Raw genomic sequence first — 15,819 nt, forward strand, 5'->3', positions numbered from 1 at the left:
CCGGCCCGCCTGGCTTACGCCTCTTTGGTTTTCAGCGATGGCAGTTTCGATACCAGACGCAGAGAAACCGTCAGACCTTCCAACTGGTAGTGCGGACGCAGGAAGAATTTCGCCGCGTAGTAGCCAGGGTTGTCTTCGATTTCCTGCACCTGCACTTCTGCCGCCGCCAGCGGTTTACGCGCTTTGGTTTCCTGCGAGGAGTTCGCCGGGTCGCCATCGACGTAGTTCATCACCCAGTCGTTCAGCCAGCGTTCCATTTCGTCACGCTCGCGGAAGGAGCCGATTTTGTCGCGCACAATGCACTTCAGGTAGTGCGCAAAACGGCAGCAGGCGAACAGATACGGCAGACGCGAAGCCAGACGTGCGTTAGCGGTCGCGTCGGCGTCGTGGTACTCCATCGGTTTTTGCAGCGACTGCGCGCCAATAAACGCGGCGAAGTCGGAGTTTTTACGGTGGATAAGCGGCATAAAGCCGTTTTTCGCCAGTTCTGCTTCGCGACGGTCGCTGATGGCGATCTCGGTCGGGCACTTCATGTCCACGCCGCCGTCATCGCTCGGGAAGGTATGGCATGGCAGGTTTTCCACCGCACCACCGGATTCCACACCGCGAATCGAGGTACACCAGCCGTACTCTTTGAATGAACGGTTGATGTTCGTTGCCATCGCATACGCGGCGTTCGCCCACGAATAGTTGTTGTGGTTCGCGCCGTCGGTCTCTTCTTCGAAATCGAAGCTGTCAACCGGGTTGGTGCGAATACCGTATGGCAGACGCGACAGGAAGCGCGGCATCACCAGGCCAAGGTAACGGGCATCTTCAGATTCGCGCAGTGAACGCCAGGCGGCGTACTCGGTGTTCTGGAAGATTTTCGTCAGATCGCGCGGGTTCGCCAGCTCCTGCCAGGACTCCATCTGCATTACACTTGGCGCAGTACCGGTAATGAACGGGCAGTGCGCCGCCGCGCCGATGCGCGCCATTTCGCCCAGCAGTTCGACATCCTGCGGGCTGTGGTCGAAATAGTAATCGCCAACGAGGCAGCCAAACGGCTCGCCACCAAACTGGCCATACTCTTCTTCATAGATTTTTTTGAACAGCGGGCTCTGGTCCCAGCCCACGCCTTTAAAGCGTTTCAGGTTACGGCCCAGTTCCTGCTTGGAGATGCTCATAAAGCGGATTTTCAGCATCTCGTCGGTTTCGGTGTTGTTCACCAGATGGCTCAGACCGCGCCACGCGCTTTCCAGTTTCTGGAAATCTTCGTGGTGGATGATCTGGTTAATCTGCTGGGACAGTTTTTCATCGATACCGGCAATCAGGTTCTGAATGGTGCGGTAGGTATCACTGGAAAACGTGACGGTGTTTTCCAGCGCCTGTTGCGCCAGGGTTTTCACCGCGCTTTCTACCGCGGAACGCGCCTGGTCCGTTTTCGGACGGAACTCTTTGCTGAGCAGCGCGCTGAATTCATCCTGGCTAAAGGCCTGTGCGCCCTGCTGCAATTCTTGCTGTTGAGAAGGGTTGCTCATGGTTTACTCCTCTTTACCTTGCGCACTGTCTTCACTGTTCGGTAACTGGCTGAGCGATTTCAGCAGGGTTGGGTCCTGCAACACTTTGGCAATCAACTCTTCCGCGCCGTTTTTGCCGTCCATGTAGGTCAGCAGGTTGGAGAGCTGCGTGCGTGCTTCCAGCAGTTTGTTCAGCGGCTCAACTTTGCGCGCCACCGCGTCCGGCAGGAAATCATCCATGCTGTCGAAGGTTAAATCGACGTTCAGACGGCCTTCGCCGGTCAGGGTGTTGTCGACATTGAACGCCACGCGCGGTTTCAGCGCTTTCATGCGTTCGTCGAAGTTATCGACATCGATTTCGAGGAATTTACGATCCTCAATAGAGGGTAAGTTCTCCACCGGTTTCCCTACCAGATCCGCCATTACGCCCATCACAAACGGAAGCTGGATTTTGCGCTCCGCGCCGTACACTTCCACGTCGTACTCAATCTGTACGCGGGGGGCACGGTTGCGGGCGATAAATTTCTGACCACTGTTACTTATTGCCATGATGTTCTCCATCGAATATGCGCGGTGAAGGTTTGACGATCGGCAACACGCCTGCCGTCATAACTCGGTACGCGTCAGTCCTGACGCCCAAAGATGTTTTGCAGTTGATTCACGCCATCGGGCGCCAGATCGCGAATAATCTCCATAAAGTCCAGTTCGATGAGCCGCTGTACGCGGTCAATCATCAACGGCGCGGGGTGGCTCGGCTCATGCTGGGTGAAATATTGCTTCACTTTTTCCAGCATCAGTTGCGCATCGGCACGCGTGGTAACCTGCGCGGTTCGCCAGTCAGTATGCGCCGCCAGCGGCGCGGCGACGACCGGTTGCGGCGCGCTATCCGCAGGCGCCGTTTGTTCTGTCGCCTGTGGCTCTTGCGTGCGGTTAGCGCGGCTGACGCCGGCTATCAACCCGACCGTTTTGAGTAACTGTTCCATTTCCGGCACCCCGCTTTCGCCCAGTTGTTCGAGCAGCCATGTACGGATCGTTTGCAGACGCCCTTCGATTTGACCAATGGCTTCAACCCCCGGCTGACCGCCGCGCGTGAGTTCATCAATCAGACGCACCCGACCGCCAGGATAGCCTGCACATTCCGTTTTGCTGCCGTCAAGCAACGCCTGCGCGTCGCGCACGTTTAGCTCATCACCATTGCTGCGCAAAAGCGTCGCCTGGCGCAGCGTGGTGGTCAGCGAAGACTTATCGCTTAACCCCGCCAGCGCATTAATGCGATAAAACGGATCGAACTCACCGCCGTCCGTCAGCGCAGGCCAGAGTTGATCCCAGTACAGCGCCAGCGCCTGACCTAACAGCATTAAACCATCAGCATAGCCTTCCAGTCCGCGACGTCGAGTCCACGCATGGGTTAATGCCATCATTACGCGGATATCTTTGGTGCGCGCCAGAAGCCCGGTGGCCAGTTTTTCCACCCGCGTCCAGTCTGCCGGTTCGGCGGGAATAATGGTGCTGCCAAACTGCTGCTCGGCCTTGCCGAGGCTCGCCTGCTCCATCGCCTGGAAATCGGCGTCGTACTCCAGATTCTCACCGCACGGTTGCTCCGGGCTGACCGGAGCGAGTAACGATTCTATAGTCATCCGCAACCTGCTTATTCTTCAAACATCGGTGGGTAGAGGCCGTGGCGACCGGGTCTTGCGCCCCCCGCCGGCTCAAACAACAGCGTGAATAGCTGGCCGGTAAAATTGCCGCTGTGCACATGCGTATAGAGCGGGTAGCCATCGCTGCGGTTGGTCCACCAGAAACTTATCTGGCGCAGCGGATCAAAACATTCGGCGGCCTGTCGCCAGCCGATGGTGGATTCGCCGTCGCCGTCATAACCAATCACATCCAGAATTTCCGAGCGCGTTTCCGGCTCCACCAGTTGTACGGGTGGAATGGAGAGCAGCGCCTGGTCGAGCTGTTCGGGCGAAAAACCATTTCGCACGGCATGCAGCATGGTTCGTCCGAGTTGTTCATACCAGTCGCCCGCCTTCGCTAAATGGCGCGGCGACCACTCCAGCGGGTTAATCGCCATCAACGCACACAGCGGATACTGGCGACCGACGCTGTCACGCCCTGGCAGCAGGCAGCCCATTTGCACCTGCTGCCCGCCGAGCATTGGCGGCACGACAAAATTCCAGATCGGTGCATTGCTGAACTGCCGGTCGCTTGCCCGCTGTTCTTCTTTCTGCCAGTTCATCAACCCCACCTGGAACCAGTGGGACCACTGACGCTGAAGCGCATCAGGAAAGCGGCGTTGTAAAAAATCGCCCGCACTGGGCAGTTTGCCATACCAGCTAATTGCAGAAGTCGTAGTCATTAGGCGTTCCTTTGCAGTTCAAGGACATGCGAAACGTGGAAGCTGGAACGGGTTGCGGATGCTGTTCGGCGCGAATTCCAGCGTCACCTGATGTCCGTCAACCGTGAATGTCGCCTGGCGGCTCAGGCTGCTGCTGCCGGGGCTGACGCGCGCTTTATCGAAAAAGCGGTTCAGCGCCCAGGCACCGTTGGTCACAAGCGTAGCCGTTGTGCCGTTGGCCAGCCCTAATTGCATGCGCACCTGATTGGTGCCGCCGGAACCCGGCCAGCTAACGATTTGCACCGCCTGCGGGCCGTGGCTGTAGCGAAGGATTTGCCCGTCCACATCCAGCGTCATATTCAGGATGGTGTTATCCATGCGCACCGTACGCACCGTGGTGCGAAACGACGGGGTTGCGCTGCCGTTGGCAAAGAACGCATCACGAATGGATTGCGCCTGCTGAAACGGCACCAGCACGCCTTCGCTGCCCGGCAAGGTTTTACCATCGATGCCCGGCATAAAACGCCAGGTTGCCTGGGTGGTATCGACTTTGTTGGTCAGGTTGTCGCGAAAAAAGACATCCATCAGACCGGTACCCGGCGCAAACATGCGCGCCAGATCGTCCGGGGTCACTTCTGCGCTGGCGGAACGCACTAACGGGTAACGCCCGGCAATCGCCTGGCGGCAAAAGCTGCCCACTTCAACACTGATGCGCTTGCGCACGTTTTCCATATCCCGGCGCTGGGTATCACTGCTCGCGCCGACCGCCATATTGCTGAACATGGTTTGCAGCCCGCCCGGTAAACGCCCGGCGCTGGCCTGCAAACGGCTAATCGCTTCGCCGCCCGGCGGTGGCATCCCGCTGTTGGCGGCATCCTGCACGGCGGTCAGGTAACGATAAAGCTCATCAACCTGTTTGAGAAAATCATCAAACACAATGGTCTTGCCGCCCTTTTCCAGCGGCTGCGCCAGTTCAATGATTGGCGCGAAATGTTCGGTGACACGCTGTTCCGGCGTCTGGCTGGCGGCGGCGTTTGCCGTTGCTGACGCGCTGTCGTGGTTGCTGAACAGCGTTTCGAGCATCTGCGTGCCACGGTTGCTGCTCTCCGGCGCTTTCTCTTTGCCGTCAGCCACCTCATCGCGGCTGAGTTTCAACTGCTGGCTGAGGTTGATAACCAGCCGGCGCAGCGGCGAGTTATTCCCGGAAAGCAGACGCGCGGTGTTGATGCGCTGGTTCAGATCCGCGCTGTTATTCAACTGAATATCGCTTAAGAAGTTATCCCAGATGGCGATAAAATCACGCGCATAGAGCTGGCGCACCGCGTTATCGGTTTGCTGTTTGTCTTCTGCTTGCGTGGTGGAACCGAGCACCCATACATCATCTTCATGCAGCGAGGCGGTGACCGGCGCGATTTGCGCATTGAAACTGTTCCAGTAACCCTCCGGGGTATACAACCCCGGCAGCCCTTCACCGACCGGCTTGCCGCTTTTGCGGGAAAAGACCAGCTCGCTCTGCGGGCCGCCCAGCGACGCCAGCGAAACCTGTTTCAGGTTTTCATCGCGCTCCAGCAGGCGTTTCAGTCGCCCGTAAACGCGGGTGGAGAGCGGTTGCTGGTTGATTAATGCCTGTTCGCGGCTAATCAGCGCCTCGTCTTTGGCATACGGCGAGGACTGAATTTGCGGCTCCAGCAGTTGCGCCAGGTGCCACTCAAGCTGGCTTAACTGTGCTTTGGTGACGTTCTGCGGCAGGTTACGTTGCAGATTGAGCATCACCCAAGAATGCAGGAATTTACCGTCGTAATGCTTCGGCTGATACAGCATTTGATAGGCTTTCAGCGCTTCATAGCTGTATTCCACATCGCTGCCGTTGTCGTTACGCAACCAGGTGGTGATGCGCATCGCCACTTCCGGTAGCAGCATCTGTTGCAGCGCTTTCTGGTACAGCGTTTGCGAGGCGTCGGCGACATCGTTACCGCGATACAGCCCCATACGGCGGGTGATCGGCGGATTATTGACGTCAAACTTCTCACTTTCCGGCAGCGCGGAGAGGCCATTAAGCAGCGGCAGCAAGGCAAAGAGATCGCCCTGTTGGCGGTTACGCAGCGCTTTGATTTGTTGATCGAGCGCTGGCACTTTGGCCTGCACTTCATCCAGATAATCGCGGTTATTGCCGTAACTGGTGAACCACAAGGCGCTGATAATAATCAACAGCGCCAGCAGCGCCGCGTAGCCCGACCAAATCACCGCCCGGCTGCGCAGTTCCCACCAGCGGTTTTGCCCGGCGATACCGGCTTCCTGGAAGATCACGTTTTGCAGCAGATGCTTGATAAAGAAGCTCTGCCCTTTCCCGCCTGGCACCGGCTCCTCTTTGCTGACCGAATCCCAGTTATCGCCCGATTTCCCTTGCGGCAGCGACAGCGCGCGGTTCAGCTCGCCCATCACGCGGTCAAACGGCAGGCCTTCCTGCGTACCGCTGGCAAAATAGATGCCGCGCGGGGAGAACTCGGTTTCAAAGTTGGAGCGGGCAAAAATGGTGTTCAGGTAATCAGCCAGCAGCGGGCGCAGCGCGGCGAACTCCTGCGGGAACAGGAAACATTCCGCGCGGGCCTGCGCATCGCTTTCGCGCAGCAGCGTATCCGGCAGCGCCGCGTCCAGACGCTGTTGCAGCAGCGCGAACTCCTGAAGAAAGCTGCCCTGCAGGTCGAAATCCGCCAGTTTGGCTTTTTCCCACGGGAAGGTGAAACCCCAGATTTGATCGCGCTGCGCTTTATCAAAGCCAGCAAAGTAGGCGCGAAAACCTTTCAGCAAGTCCGCTTTGGTAACCAGCACATACACCGGGAAACGAATACCCAGTTGTTCATGCAGTTCGGTTAAACGCTGGCGCAGGTTGAGCGCCTGTTCGCGCGACGCCTCGGCGGACTGGGTGAGCAGATCGGCAATGCTCACCGTCACAATCACGCCGTTAATCGGCTGGCGACGGCGATACTTTTGCAGCAGGCCCAGAAACTTCAGCCATTCGCTCGCATCCTGAACCTGCTCACTCTCTTGCGTGGTATAGCGCCCGGCGGTATCGAGCAGTACCGCTTCGTTGGTAAACCACCAGTCACAGTTACGCGTACCGCCAATACCGCGCAGCGCGGTTTTACCAAAGCGATCGGCCAGCGGGAATTGCAGACCGGAGTTCACTAGCGCGGTGGTTTTGCCGGAACCCGGCGCACCGATAATGACATACCACGGCAACTGATACAGATACTGGGTACTGAAGCGCTGCGCCCACTGTCCGCGCTGACCGGGCTGGTTGAAGTGCGCTTTTTTCAGCACCTGCGCGGCTTCTTCGAAACGCTCGTTCAGCACTTGATCTTCGTTATTGAGGCGTTTGCGCTCAACCGGATCTTTCGCTTCTTCGCTTTTCAGGTTGTCCATCAGCTTGCGGTTGAGCCAGGCGTTGTAGAGACGCGGCACAATGTGGCTGTGAACCCAAATCAGGTACATCACCGCAATGGTGATCATGCGGTTTTGCTCAGACTCAAGCGGGCGGGAGTCCACGACGGAGAGCAGCGGGCCAATCATCCAGATAACTGCGGCCAGCCCCGTTACGCCAAGGAAACCCCACAAAATGCGGTTGGTCAGCAATGAAAGCAACATATTCATCCTTTAGTTTCCTTGCGGCAATCCGTTCAGCTCGGCGGCCGTATTTCCCGGCGACACCAGCAAAGTAATCTCAACGCGGCGGTTACGGGCGCGGTTTTCAGCCGAGTTGTTCGGCGCTATTGGGTTCATCTCCCCTCGCCCTTCCGCTTTCACGCGCGCCGGTTGCGACAGGTGTTTTTGCAACAGCGACTGCACAGAACGCGCACGCTCCAGCGACAGCTCGTAGTTCGAGGCGAAACGCGCACTGCGGATCGGCACGTTGTCACTAAAGCCGACCACCAGAATTTTCCCGCTCACGTTGTTCATCGCCTGCGCCACACGATCGATAACCGGTTCATAGCTTTCGCGTGCGACGGTCGATCCGGAAGCGAACAGGCCATCACCTTTCAGCGTCACGACGCTGCGATCGGCTTCATCGCGTACCGCCACCAGCCCTGCCTCAATTTCCGGGCGCAGAAACGCGCGCAGGTTAAGCACCGGCTGCACGTTTTGTACCGGTTGCTCAATGGAAGCTTCCGGCAATTGAGTCTGATAAATTTTCGCCAGCACCGGGTTGGTGCTGTCACCCAGACGCCAGTTGAGCACGATATAGAACAGGCAGGCGAGAAAACCCGCCAGCCCGACACAAGCCCACAGCGGGATCACCGGACGCCACAATTTGCGCATCACCGGTTGATCTTCCGGGTGCGGCGACAACGGCGGCGGATAGTTGCCACGCACACCGCGAATCATCTGCCACAAGCGCTGTTTGATGGTTTCCAGTTGCGTGCGGCCATTGTCCATCACCCGGTAACGCCCTTCGAAACCGAGTAACAGGCAGAAGTTGATCAGCTCCAGCAGCGCGATATGCTCGCGCGGGTTTTGCGATAAGCGCGCCAGCAGCTGGAAGAATTTCTCCCCGCCCCAGGTTTCGTTGTGAAAGGTCACCAGCAGACCGCTACCGGACCAGACGCCACGGCTTCCCCACGGAGTGAGCGCCGCCGCTTCATCCAGCGCGGTGCATAAACAGTAACGGGCGCCGACGATCACTTCATAGGCCAGCCCGGATTGCTGGCAGCGCACTTCAAAACGGCGAATTTCATCAATCAAGTGCTGGCGCAGACCGCTTTGATCATCATGAGAAACGGAATAGCGGATCTGCGGTATGGCGTTAAGTAGCGGGTTGGCGGCCGCGACCAAAGGATTGTTGCCACTTGCTCCTGCCAGAGCGGCATCGCTGCCGGAGGCTTGTTGTTCCTGCATATTGTGCGCTCGCTGTATTATTCAGTCGGGCTACGGATGGCCCAAAACTCCATATCAAGACCCGGGAATTCACCTGCCAGATGCAGGGCGAAAGCCCCCGATTTCTCCATTTCGTTCCACAGCTCGCCGCCCTTTTCCAGTTCGAAATAGTTGTAACCGGCATGCCACGGAATTTGCGGCGGCGCGACCGGCATGGTGCGCAGCTTCATACCCGGCAGTTGCAACTGCACCAGGTCGCGGATTTTGGTCACCGGCGCGACTTTCATCTGTGCCGGGAAATGGGTTTGCAGAATTTCGCCTGGCACGCTGGCTTTCACTGCCAGCACGAAACCAAACTCGCGCGCCATGGTGGTGGTCGGCAAGGTGGCGATATTCAACCCATGCGTGCGTTCGGTAAGCGGTAACTGGATGGCGTGCTCTTCCATCACCAGAGACAATCCGTTGCGCAGCATCAGTTGTAACTTGCCAAAACAGCCGGCCAGATCGTCATGGTCATAAACCGGCAGCGTCTCTTCCGGCGCGCGCGAGGCGGTCCAGGTGGTCAGCTCGGTGGCAAACGCCAGCCAGCTACGCCACAACTCTTCCGGATGGATCATCGGCAACGTTTTCAGATGGGAAACCTGGCCGACATGGTGGTTAATCAACGCCAGCAGCGTGAATTCCACCATTTCGGAGGTATTAAAACGCCCCGGCTGACGCAGACGCTGGCCAATCTGCTGGCTACGCTGCATCAGCAGGCTTTGCAGATCGTTGATAATGGCGTAAATCGCCGGATTGTTAACCGCATTCAGCATCGGCGGAATATAACGGCTATCAATACGAACGTGGTTATCGTTACGTTTTTCTACGACATGCGCGACACCGATCGCCGTCCACTCTGCCGAGAGATCTTTTTCCAGCATCAGTTTCAGCCGCAGACGGCCAAACTGTACCGCCGCCGGTCCTACTGACATGGCGTTATCGTCATCGACTTCGCTTTCCCAGGTGACATAACGCGCCAGCGAGTCTTTCTCTTCGCTGAAGATCACCTCATCACGCCCGCCGCGACGGGCCGGCAGCGCCAGCACCACACGCTCATTGTTGATGTTGTCAGGGATAGCCAGCGGTGTGGGCGCCTGGCGAGCATCGTGGAATGAGAAGAAGGTACCATCCGGCAGTAAACCGCTGGCATAACTCAGGGCAATACAGCCCTGGCGCAGCATGGCATCGTCGAGCTCGATATCAAGGTAGCCCCAAAGATACGGGCGCTGCAGTGTCCCCCACTCGCGAATATGGTGTTGCAGATAGCTTTCCGCACGCTGAAAGTGATGAGGGCGCAGAAACATACCTTCGGTCCACACGACCTTTTCTGCTTTGTTCATACGGTTTTCCTGTTAAGACTGGCGCTATTTGGAAATCACGCGGATGCCATTGATGTCGAGGAAGATGTTGGCTTCCAGTTCGTCAGACGAGGATTTCCAGAATTCGTAGAAGTGCGTCTCTCCCTGTACCGGGAGCGGTAAGGACATCCGCCATTTTTTGCCATCCAGCGCCTGATACTCGGCCATCACGCCGATGTAACGCGCGTCGGGCGCGCTTTTACCACTCAGCGTTTTCGACAACTGGCCGGGCATCAGGAAAAATTCATCACTGTTCAGCAGGTTGGCGCCAAGTACGCTATCTGCGTTGTTTTGCAGCGACCAGAAATCGGCGGACATAAATGTCGCGTCCGATTTCAACAGCAACACCCTGACTTTAAGGGGAGCGGACTCATTGATCTGCGGATGAGCCCTGAATTGAAGGTTATAGCTGGTAGGTACGCTGTGTGAAGAGGAGCCACAACCGCTGGCCAGGGTGGCCAGCACAAAGAAAAACACCAGGCTAATCTGGCGTACAACCGAATTATTATTCATACCAGGTACTCGTCACGGCTGGATTAATTGATGATCCACGTTCCGGAGTTGGCGTTTTTGCAAGCCTTACCGCTGCCATCGACAGTCACGCAGGTCTGTTTTTTACGCACGACGCGGCGTTTGTCATCGCGCAGGGTTTTTTCGTACAGTTCGCTTTTCACTACGGCACGCATCGGCACATAACCAATCAGCTCTTCCTGACCTTCATCGGCCAGCGCCATCCAGAAGTGTTCAACCTGGCCCAGCACCACATAGGTTTTACCGGCTTGCAGCTGGCGAATCACTTTGCCGCCGAAATCCGGCGTGCTCATCACCGACGCCGGGTAAAGCGCGCGATAGTCTTGTTTGATAGGCTGGAATTCCTTCGGCGGAATAACCGCGTAGCGGTGTGTCAGCGTGACACCGTTCACTTCGCTGGTGACGATGGTGTCATCGGTCGGGGCGGGCTTAGGTGGCGCTTTACAAGCCGAAACGCCAAAGACAAAAAGAAGAGCCAATACCATTCGCATGTTCATAACGTTTTTTTCCATTGCAAATATATTACTGTGTTGACCTGGAGCGTTTTGGAAAGGGTATTTAAATCGCTCTAAATGACGCAAATCCATGTCCAGTTAAACGCTCAGATAATGAATAAAAGGCATAGCTACCGCATGAGTCTGTCGCAGGGACAGGCCGCAATAATATTACTTTTCATTGACTATCGTGACACAATTTTACAGATCAGGTTATTCAATTCAATATGATCTCCGACCTGTTGAAATACTATTATTTAATTTTTTTGCAAATTAGGACAATTCTCAAGAAAGAATTTCACTTTAGATGATAATCCCTAAAGATGCCAACCCACCACGTTAATAACGGTGCGCGATCTTTGCATAAATGGCTGATTATTAATAGATATTATTAATCACAATCCAATAGCATATATTTTAAGTTGCGGGATAGGATGAATCCTAAAAGCTAATTTAATGTGATAAACCCTACGATATTTAGTAGTGAAATTACCGGAATAAAAGTGCGGATTAACATAAAAGACAGGCAAAGGTGTTATTTCTGCGTTGATAGGCAAAATATATTGAACAAAAAAAGATTATTTCCCTGGCAAGATAGTCAAGGGTGTAACAGTTCCTGCGCGGAAACATTTTTTACTTTCATATGAAACGTCCCCCCTCTTTAAATTGTGTAGTCATACTTAATTCTTGTGAACAGGTAATAAATGAACCCTTTCAGCAGAATTGATTCAGCGCACTATTTACCCGCAATGCGCCTTTGAGCAAATAAATAAAAGGCTCATGGCGAACAAATATGCAACTGGCGCGCACTATTCGTGCGCGGATCGCATAAAAATCCGCCCTCCTACTCTGCCAGCCAAACGGGGAAATTGTCTGGAATCGTGCAAAATGCCAAACGCGACACACGATTTGTTTCAGTTTCGACTATGGTTTTGTGCAAGGTTGATTGCGGCAGCACCGCTGTGCACCCGCTAAGGAGAATAATCGATGACAAGACCTGTTCTACACCGGCCGCGCGCCCTGCTGCTGGTACTGCAAATCGCGTTAGGCGGCGCGTTACTCGCCTCTGCGCCTCACACTTTCGCCACCGAGGCGCAAAACTCGCCGCAGCCACCGGATATTCTGTTCGGTCCGCTGTTTAGCGATGTGCAAAGCGCTAAGCTATTCCCCGATCAAAAAACCTTCGCTGATGCTGTGCCGAAAGGCGACCCGCTGATGATCCTCGCCGATTACCGCATGCAACGCACGCAAACCAGTTTCGATTTACGCCACTTTGTGAATGTGAACTTTACGCTGCCCAAAGAGGGGGAAAAATATGTTCCGCCTGAAGGGCAAAACCTGCGTGAACATATCGACGGGCTGTGGCCGGTGTTAACACGCACCACCGACAGCGCCGGGAAGTGGGATTCGCTGCTGCCACTGCCAAAACCGTATGTGGTGCCGGGTGGACGTTTTCGCGAAGTCTATTACTGGGATAGCTATTTCACGATGCTTGGCCTCGCCGAGAGCGGCCACTGGGACAAGATTGAAGACATGGTCACCAACTTTGGCCATGAAATCGATACCTGGGGTCATATTCCTAACGGCAACCGCAGCTACTACCTGAGCCGCTCGCAGCCGCCATTCTTCTCGTTGATGGTGGAACTGCTGGCCACGCACGACGGTGATGAGGCGCTGAAAACCTGGCTGCCGCAAATGGAAAAAGAGTACCAGTACTGGATGGAAGGTGCGGATACACTGCAACCAGGCCAGGCCAGTAAGCGCGTGGTTAAGCTCAGCGATGGCAGCGTGCTGAACCGCTACTGGGACGATCGCGATACGCCGCGCCCGGAGTCGTGGCTGGATGATGTGACGACGGCAAAAAATAACCCCAATCGCCCGGCTACCGAGATTTACCGCGATTTGCGTTCTGCCGCCGCGTCGGGCTGGGATTTTAGCTCCCGCTGGATGGACGATCCCAATCAGCTTGGGACTATCCGGACCACCAGCATTGTGCCGGTCGATCTGAATGCGCTGATGTTCAAGATGGAAAAAATGCTCGCCCGTGGTTATCAGGCCGCCGGCGATAGCGCAAAAGCAAGCCAGTATGATGCACTGGCGAACGCGCGTCAGAAAGGCATTGAAGCCAATCTGTGGAATGAAAAAGAGGGCTGGTACGCGGATTACGATCTGAAGACGAAGAAGGTGCGTAATCAGCTGACAGCCGCGGCGCTTTACCCGTTGTTTGTTAATGCCGCCGCCAAAGATCGCGCCGATAAAGTGGCCAGCGCGGCAAAAGAACGGTTGCTGAAACCAGGGGGAATTGCGACCACCACGGTAAACAGCGGCCAGCAGTGGGATGCGCCGAATGGCTGGGCACCGCTGCAATGGGTGGCAACAGCTGGGCTGCAAAATTACGATCAGCAGAAACTGGCGATGGAAGTGAGCTGGCGTTTTCTGACCAATGTGCAGCACACCTATGATCGTGAGAAAAAGCTGGTCGAGAAATATGATGTCAGCACGACCGGTACTGGTGGCGGCGGAGGCGAATATCCGTTGCAGGACGGTTTCGGCTGGACGAACGGTGTGACGCTGAAAATGCTCGACCTGATCTGCCCGAAAGAGAAACCGTGCGACAGCGTCCCGCAAACGCAGCCCGCACAGCAGCCTGCCGCGAAGGTGGAAACGACGACGCAGCCGCAAAAACAGCAGCAAGCCGTCGCGCAGTAATCCGCACGCAGTAAAAAGCCGCAACAATCATGTTGCGGCTTTTTTGTCTCAAAAACGGATGAACAGGCGGTTAACCTCGTCTGAACAGCCGGAATACGGCCAGCACAACAATCGCACCCAGCACCGCAATAAGGAAGCTGTGCCAGTTGAAGCCAGTAATATCTCCGCCATAGCCAAATTGTGTCGCGAGCCAGCCGCCGACCACGGCCCCGACGATCCCAAGGATACAAGTCAGAATGAAACCGCCCCCATCCCGTCCTGGCATAATCAATTTCGCAATAACGCCAGCAATCAGGCCAAAAACGATCCACGCGAGAATGCCCATGTTTCTCTCTCCTTCTGTTAGTCTTGTTGACGCGCCCATACCACTTCGGCGACGCGTTAGCTACAGTATAGTTGTCGGTCATAAAACATTTTCATCTCACAGACTTAATTCAAACGGATTACGAAAATAATTACGTTATTTGTATTAAGTTCTTGCTGAAAATGCCGATAACGCAACGAAGGTGTGTCAGCCATCAAGGAGCCATTCGGCGTGAGCAATTACAGTGAGCAGTTCCTGAAACAAAATCCTCTGGCCGTGCTGGGCGTGTTACGCGACCTGCAAAAAAACCAGGTACCCGTGTGCATTACCTGGGGTAGCGGTCAGTTCATCAGTAAGATACTGGAAGTGAATCCAGAAGAGCTGATCATGGATTTTGGTAGCCAGGAGTACGAGAACAACGCAGTACAGCGTGCCGGAAAAGTGACCGTGACCGCTGAAACACACGGCGCCAAAGTCGAATTCACACTGACAAAACTTTCTGCCGGCGATTTTCAGGCGTTACCTGCTTTTATTACTCCGCTTCCGGAAACGCTGTGGTTTATTCAACGCCGTGAATATTTTCGCATCAGCGCCCCGCTCCACCCGGCCTATTTTTGTAAAGCCTTTATGCCGGATAAAAGCGAGATCCGCTTTCGTTTGTTCGACCTGTCATTAGGTGGCATGGGCGCCCTGCTGGATGGCGAAGCGCCTGCCGCGTTACAACCAGGCATGCGTTTTTCCAAAGTGGAACTGGATATGGCGTCGTGGGGGCAGTTCTATTTTGACGCCCAGTTGATTGCGATTGGCGAGCGTAAAGTCGTTGATGGCAAGAATGAAACCATTGTTACGCCGCGCCTGAGTTTTCGCTTTTTGAATGTCAGCCCGGGCGTGGAGCGCGAGCTCCAGCGCATTATTTTTGCCCTGGAGCGCGAGGCGCGCGAACGCGCCAACCGGGTGCGCTAATTACATCGCATCCATCGCTTTTTGCACTTTCCAGATATAGCGCGGCGCCTGCGGCGCGGGGTGGTTTTCCGCCACATGCTTCATAAACGCGTCTGCGCTTAAATCATTTATCTCTTCAATGGCTTCGCTTCTGTCGGACGAAAATGTCCGCAGTAGCGCGCCTGCGCCATTCACATACGAGACCACCAGCGCGTACTGCATCACTTTCGGATCGCGGATGCCGGCCAGCGGCCCATGCTCGAGAATACTCAAATAAGCCGCCCCCATGGAGATGTTGCGTTCCGGGTTTTTGAGTTCGCTGGTGGACGGTTGTCCGCTCCAGCCCATATGACGGTAAACTTCGCGCCCGGCGGTGGAGGCTTTAAGCTGCATCAGACCAACAGCGTTTGATTTACTGACCAGATTAGGATTACCGCCGGATTCCACGGCAATCATCGCGGTGATCAATTGCGGGCTGACGCCCCAGGCTGCACCGGCTTTTTCGGTGATGGGCATCCACTGCATTGCGCGTTTTACCGGAACTTCCGGGTTCCAGTCCGGGTTACGATAATCCTGCTTTGAACTACATCCGGCGAGCAGTACCACTAAAAAAGCAAACCATCTCAATTTCACGCAAGCTAATCCTTCTATAAGTGTCATCGGCGACGGATGACAACGACACAGGTTAGCGGCATGATAACCGTTTCCCTATAGATGTCAGCAAGGAATTGCC

At 55.5% G+C, this 15,819-nt stretch carries 13 protein-coding genes; 2 read left to right on the forward strand and 11 right to left on the reverse strand.

All coding sequences use genetic code 11. The features are described 5' to 3' along the window. Nucleotides 1–14: 14 nt before the first annotated feature. The 9 genes from tssC to IP581_RS13210 all read right to left on the reverse strand — a co-directional run bounded on the left by tssC (nucleotide 15) and on the right by IP581_RS13210 (nucleotide 11,134). Nucleotides 15–1,517 carry a type VI secretion system contractile sheath large subunit gene (gene tssC / locus IP581_RS13170; protein ID WP_017457015.1) on the reverse strand — a complete coding sequence of 501 codons (1,503 nt, stop codon included), beginning with the start codon at nucleotides 1,515–1,517 and terminating at the stop codon, nucleotides 15–17. A gap of 3 nt (nucleotides 1,518–1,520) precedes the next feature. Beyond that, the gene (gene tssB, locus IP581_RS13175) at nucleotides 1,521–2,045 is read right to left on the reverse strand and encodes a type VI secretion system contractile sheath small subunit (RefSeq protein ID WP_016495653.1); all 525 of its coding nucleotides are present in this window, start codon (nucleotides 2,043–2,045) and stop codon (nucleotides 1,521–1,523) included. Nucleotides 2,046–2,119: 74 nt separating this feature from the next. After that, on the reverse strand, nucleotides 2,120–3,133 hold the full coding sequence (gene tssA, locus IP581_RS13180; protein ID WP_086874127.1) for a type VI secretion system protein TssA: 1,014 nt from the start codon (nucleotides 3,131–3,133) through the stop codon (nucleotides 2,120–2,122). An 11-nt stretch (nucleotides 3,134–3,144) separates the two neighbouring features. Next, a complete protein-coding gene (gene tagF, locus IP581_RS13185; RefSeq protein ID WP_086874126.1) occupies nucleotides 3,145–3,855 on the reverse strand; it encodes a type VI secretion system-associated protein TagF in 711 nt (236 codons plus the stop codon). Nucleotides 3,856–3,873: 18 nt separating this feature from the next. Further along, the gene (tssM, locus tag IP581_RS13190; RefSeq protein WP_193820589.1) at nucleotides 3,874–7,485 is read right to left on the reverse strand and encodes a type VI secretion system membrane subunit TssM; all 3,612 of its coding nucleotides are present in this window, start codon (nucleotides 7,483–7,485) and stop codon (nucleotides 3,874–3,876) included. 3 nt (nucleotides 7,486–7,488) lie between these two features. Further along, nucleotides 7,489–8,727 carry a DotU family type VI secretion system protein gene (locus tag IP581_RS13195; protein ID WP_086874124.1) on the reverse strand — a complete coding sequence of 413 codons (1,239 nt, stop codon included), beginning with the start codon at nucleotides 8,725–8,727 and terminating at the stop codon, nucleotides 7,489–7,491. Between the two features lie 17 nt (nucleotides 8,728–8,744). After that, nucleotides 8,745–10,088 (reverse strand): type VI secretion system baseplate subunit TssK, encoded by a 1,344-nt coding sequence (tssK, locus tag IP581_RS13200; protein ID WP_193820590.1) that lies wholly within the window; start codon nucleotides 10,086–10,088, stop codon nucleotides 8,745–8,747. 24 nt (nucleotides 10,089–10,112) lie between these two features. Further along, nucleotides 10,113–10,619, reverse strand: a complete 507-nt coding sequence (tssJ, locus tag IP581_RS13205) for a type VI secretion system lipoprotein TssJ (RefSeq protein WP_193820591.1) — start codon at nucleotides 10,617–10,619, stop codon at nucleotides 10,113–10,115. Between the two features lie 23 nt (nucleotides 10,620–10,642). Next, nucleotides 10,643–11,134, reverse strand: coding sequence for a hypothetical protein (locus IP581_RS13210; RefSeq protein WP_086874123.1), 492 nt, complete (start codon nucleotides 11,132–11,134; stop codon nucleotides 10,643–10,645). A gap of 984 nt (nucleotides 11,135–12,118) precedes the next feature. Here IP581_RS13210 and IP581_RS13215 point away from each other — a divergent pair. Next, nucleotides 12,119–13,840 (forward strand): alpha,alpha-trehalase, encoded by a 1,722-nt coding sequence (locus IP581_RS13215; protein ID WP_193820592.1) that lies wholly within the window; start codon nucleotides 12,119–12,121, stop codon nucleotides 13,838–13,840. Between the two features lie 70 nt (nucleotides 13,841–13,910). Here the strand turns inward: IP581_RS13215 and IP581_RS13220 are convergent, their stop codons facing one another. Further along, the gene (locus tag IP581_RS13220; protein WP_017457007.1) at nucleotides 13,911–14,165 is read right to left on the reverse strand and encodes a GlsB/YeaQ/YmgE family stress response membrane protein; all 255 of its coding nucleotides are present in this window, start codon (nucleotides 14,163–14,165) and stop codon (nucleotides 13,911–13,913) included. A 210-nt stretch (nucleotides 14,166–14,375) separates the two neighbouring features. On the opposite strand from IP581_RS13220, the gene ycgR reads away from it, so the two are divergent. Further along, nucleotides 14,376–15,107, forward strand: coding sequence for a flagellar brake protein YcgR (gene ycgR / locus IP581_RS13225; RefSeq protein ID WP_086874121.1), 732 nt, complete (start codon nucleotides 14,376–14,378; stop codon nucleotides 15,105–15,107). Here the strand turns inward: ycgR and emtA are convergent, their stop codons facing one another. Then, entirely contained in the window at nucleotides 15,108–15,719 is a 612-nt protein-coding gene (gene emtA / locus IP581_RS13230; RefSeq protein ID WP_086874120.1) for a membrane-bound lytic murein transglycosylase EmtA, read from the reverse strand. Nucleotides 15,720–15,819: the final 100 nt, after the last annotated feature.

Origin of the sequence: Kosakonia pseudosacchari (assembly GCF_015167415.1) — a bacterium.
Lineage (GTDB): Bacteria > Pseudomonadota > Gammaproteobacteria > Enterobacterales > Enterobacteriaceae > Kosakonia > Kosakonia pseudosacchari.

Excerpts from the sequence above, each read along its gene's own strand:
- tssC (WP_017457015.1), bottom strand. The coding sequence starts at position 1,517 with ATGAGCAACCCTTCTCAACAGCAAGAATTGCAGCAGGGCGCACAGGCC.
- tssB (WP_016495653.1), bottom strand. The coding sequence starts at position 2,045 with ATGGCAATAAGTAACAGTGGTCAGAAATTTATCGCCCGCAACCGTGCC.
- tssA (WP_086874127.1), bottom strand. The coding sequence starts at position 3,133 with ATGACTATAGAATCGTTACTCGCTCCGGTCAGCCCGGAGCAACCGTGC.
- tagF (WP_086874126.1), bottom strand. The coding sequence starts at position 3,855 with ATGACTACGACTTCTGCAATTAGCTGGTATGGCAAACTGCCCAGTGCG.
- tssM (WP_193820589.1), bottom strand. The coding sequence starts at position 7,485 with ATGAATATGTTGCTTTCATTGCTGACCAACCGCATTTTGTGGGGTTTC.
- IP581_RS13195 (WP_086874124.1), bottom strand. The coding sequence starts at position 8,727 with ATGCAGGAACAACAAGCCTCCGGCAGCGATGCCGCTCTGGCAGGAGCA.
- tssK (WP_193820590.1), bottom strand. The coding sequence starts at position 10,088 with ATGAACAAAGCAGAAAAGGTCGTGTGGACCGAAGGTATGTTTCTGCGC.
- tssJ (WP_193820591.1), bottom strand. The coding sequence starts at position 10,619 with ATGAATAATAATTCGGTTGTACGCCAGATTAGCCTGGTGTTTTTCTTT.
- IP581_RS13210 (WP_086874123.1), bottom strand. The coding sequence starts at position 11,134 with ATGAACATGCGAATGGTATTGGCTCTTCTTTTTGTCTTTGGCGTTTCG.
- IP581_RS13215 (WP_193820592.1), top strand. The coding sequence starts at position 12,119 with ATGACAAGACCTGTTCTACACCGGCCGCGCGCCCTGCTGCTGGTACTG.
- IP581_RS13220 (WP_017457007.1), bottom strand. The coding sequence starts at position 14,165 with ATGGGCATTCTCGCGTGGATCGTTTTTGGCCTGATTGCTGGCGTTATT.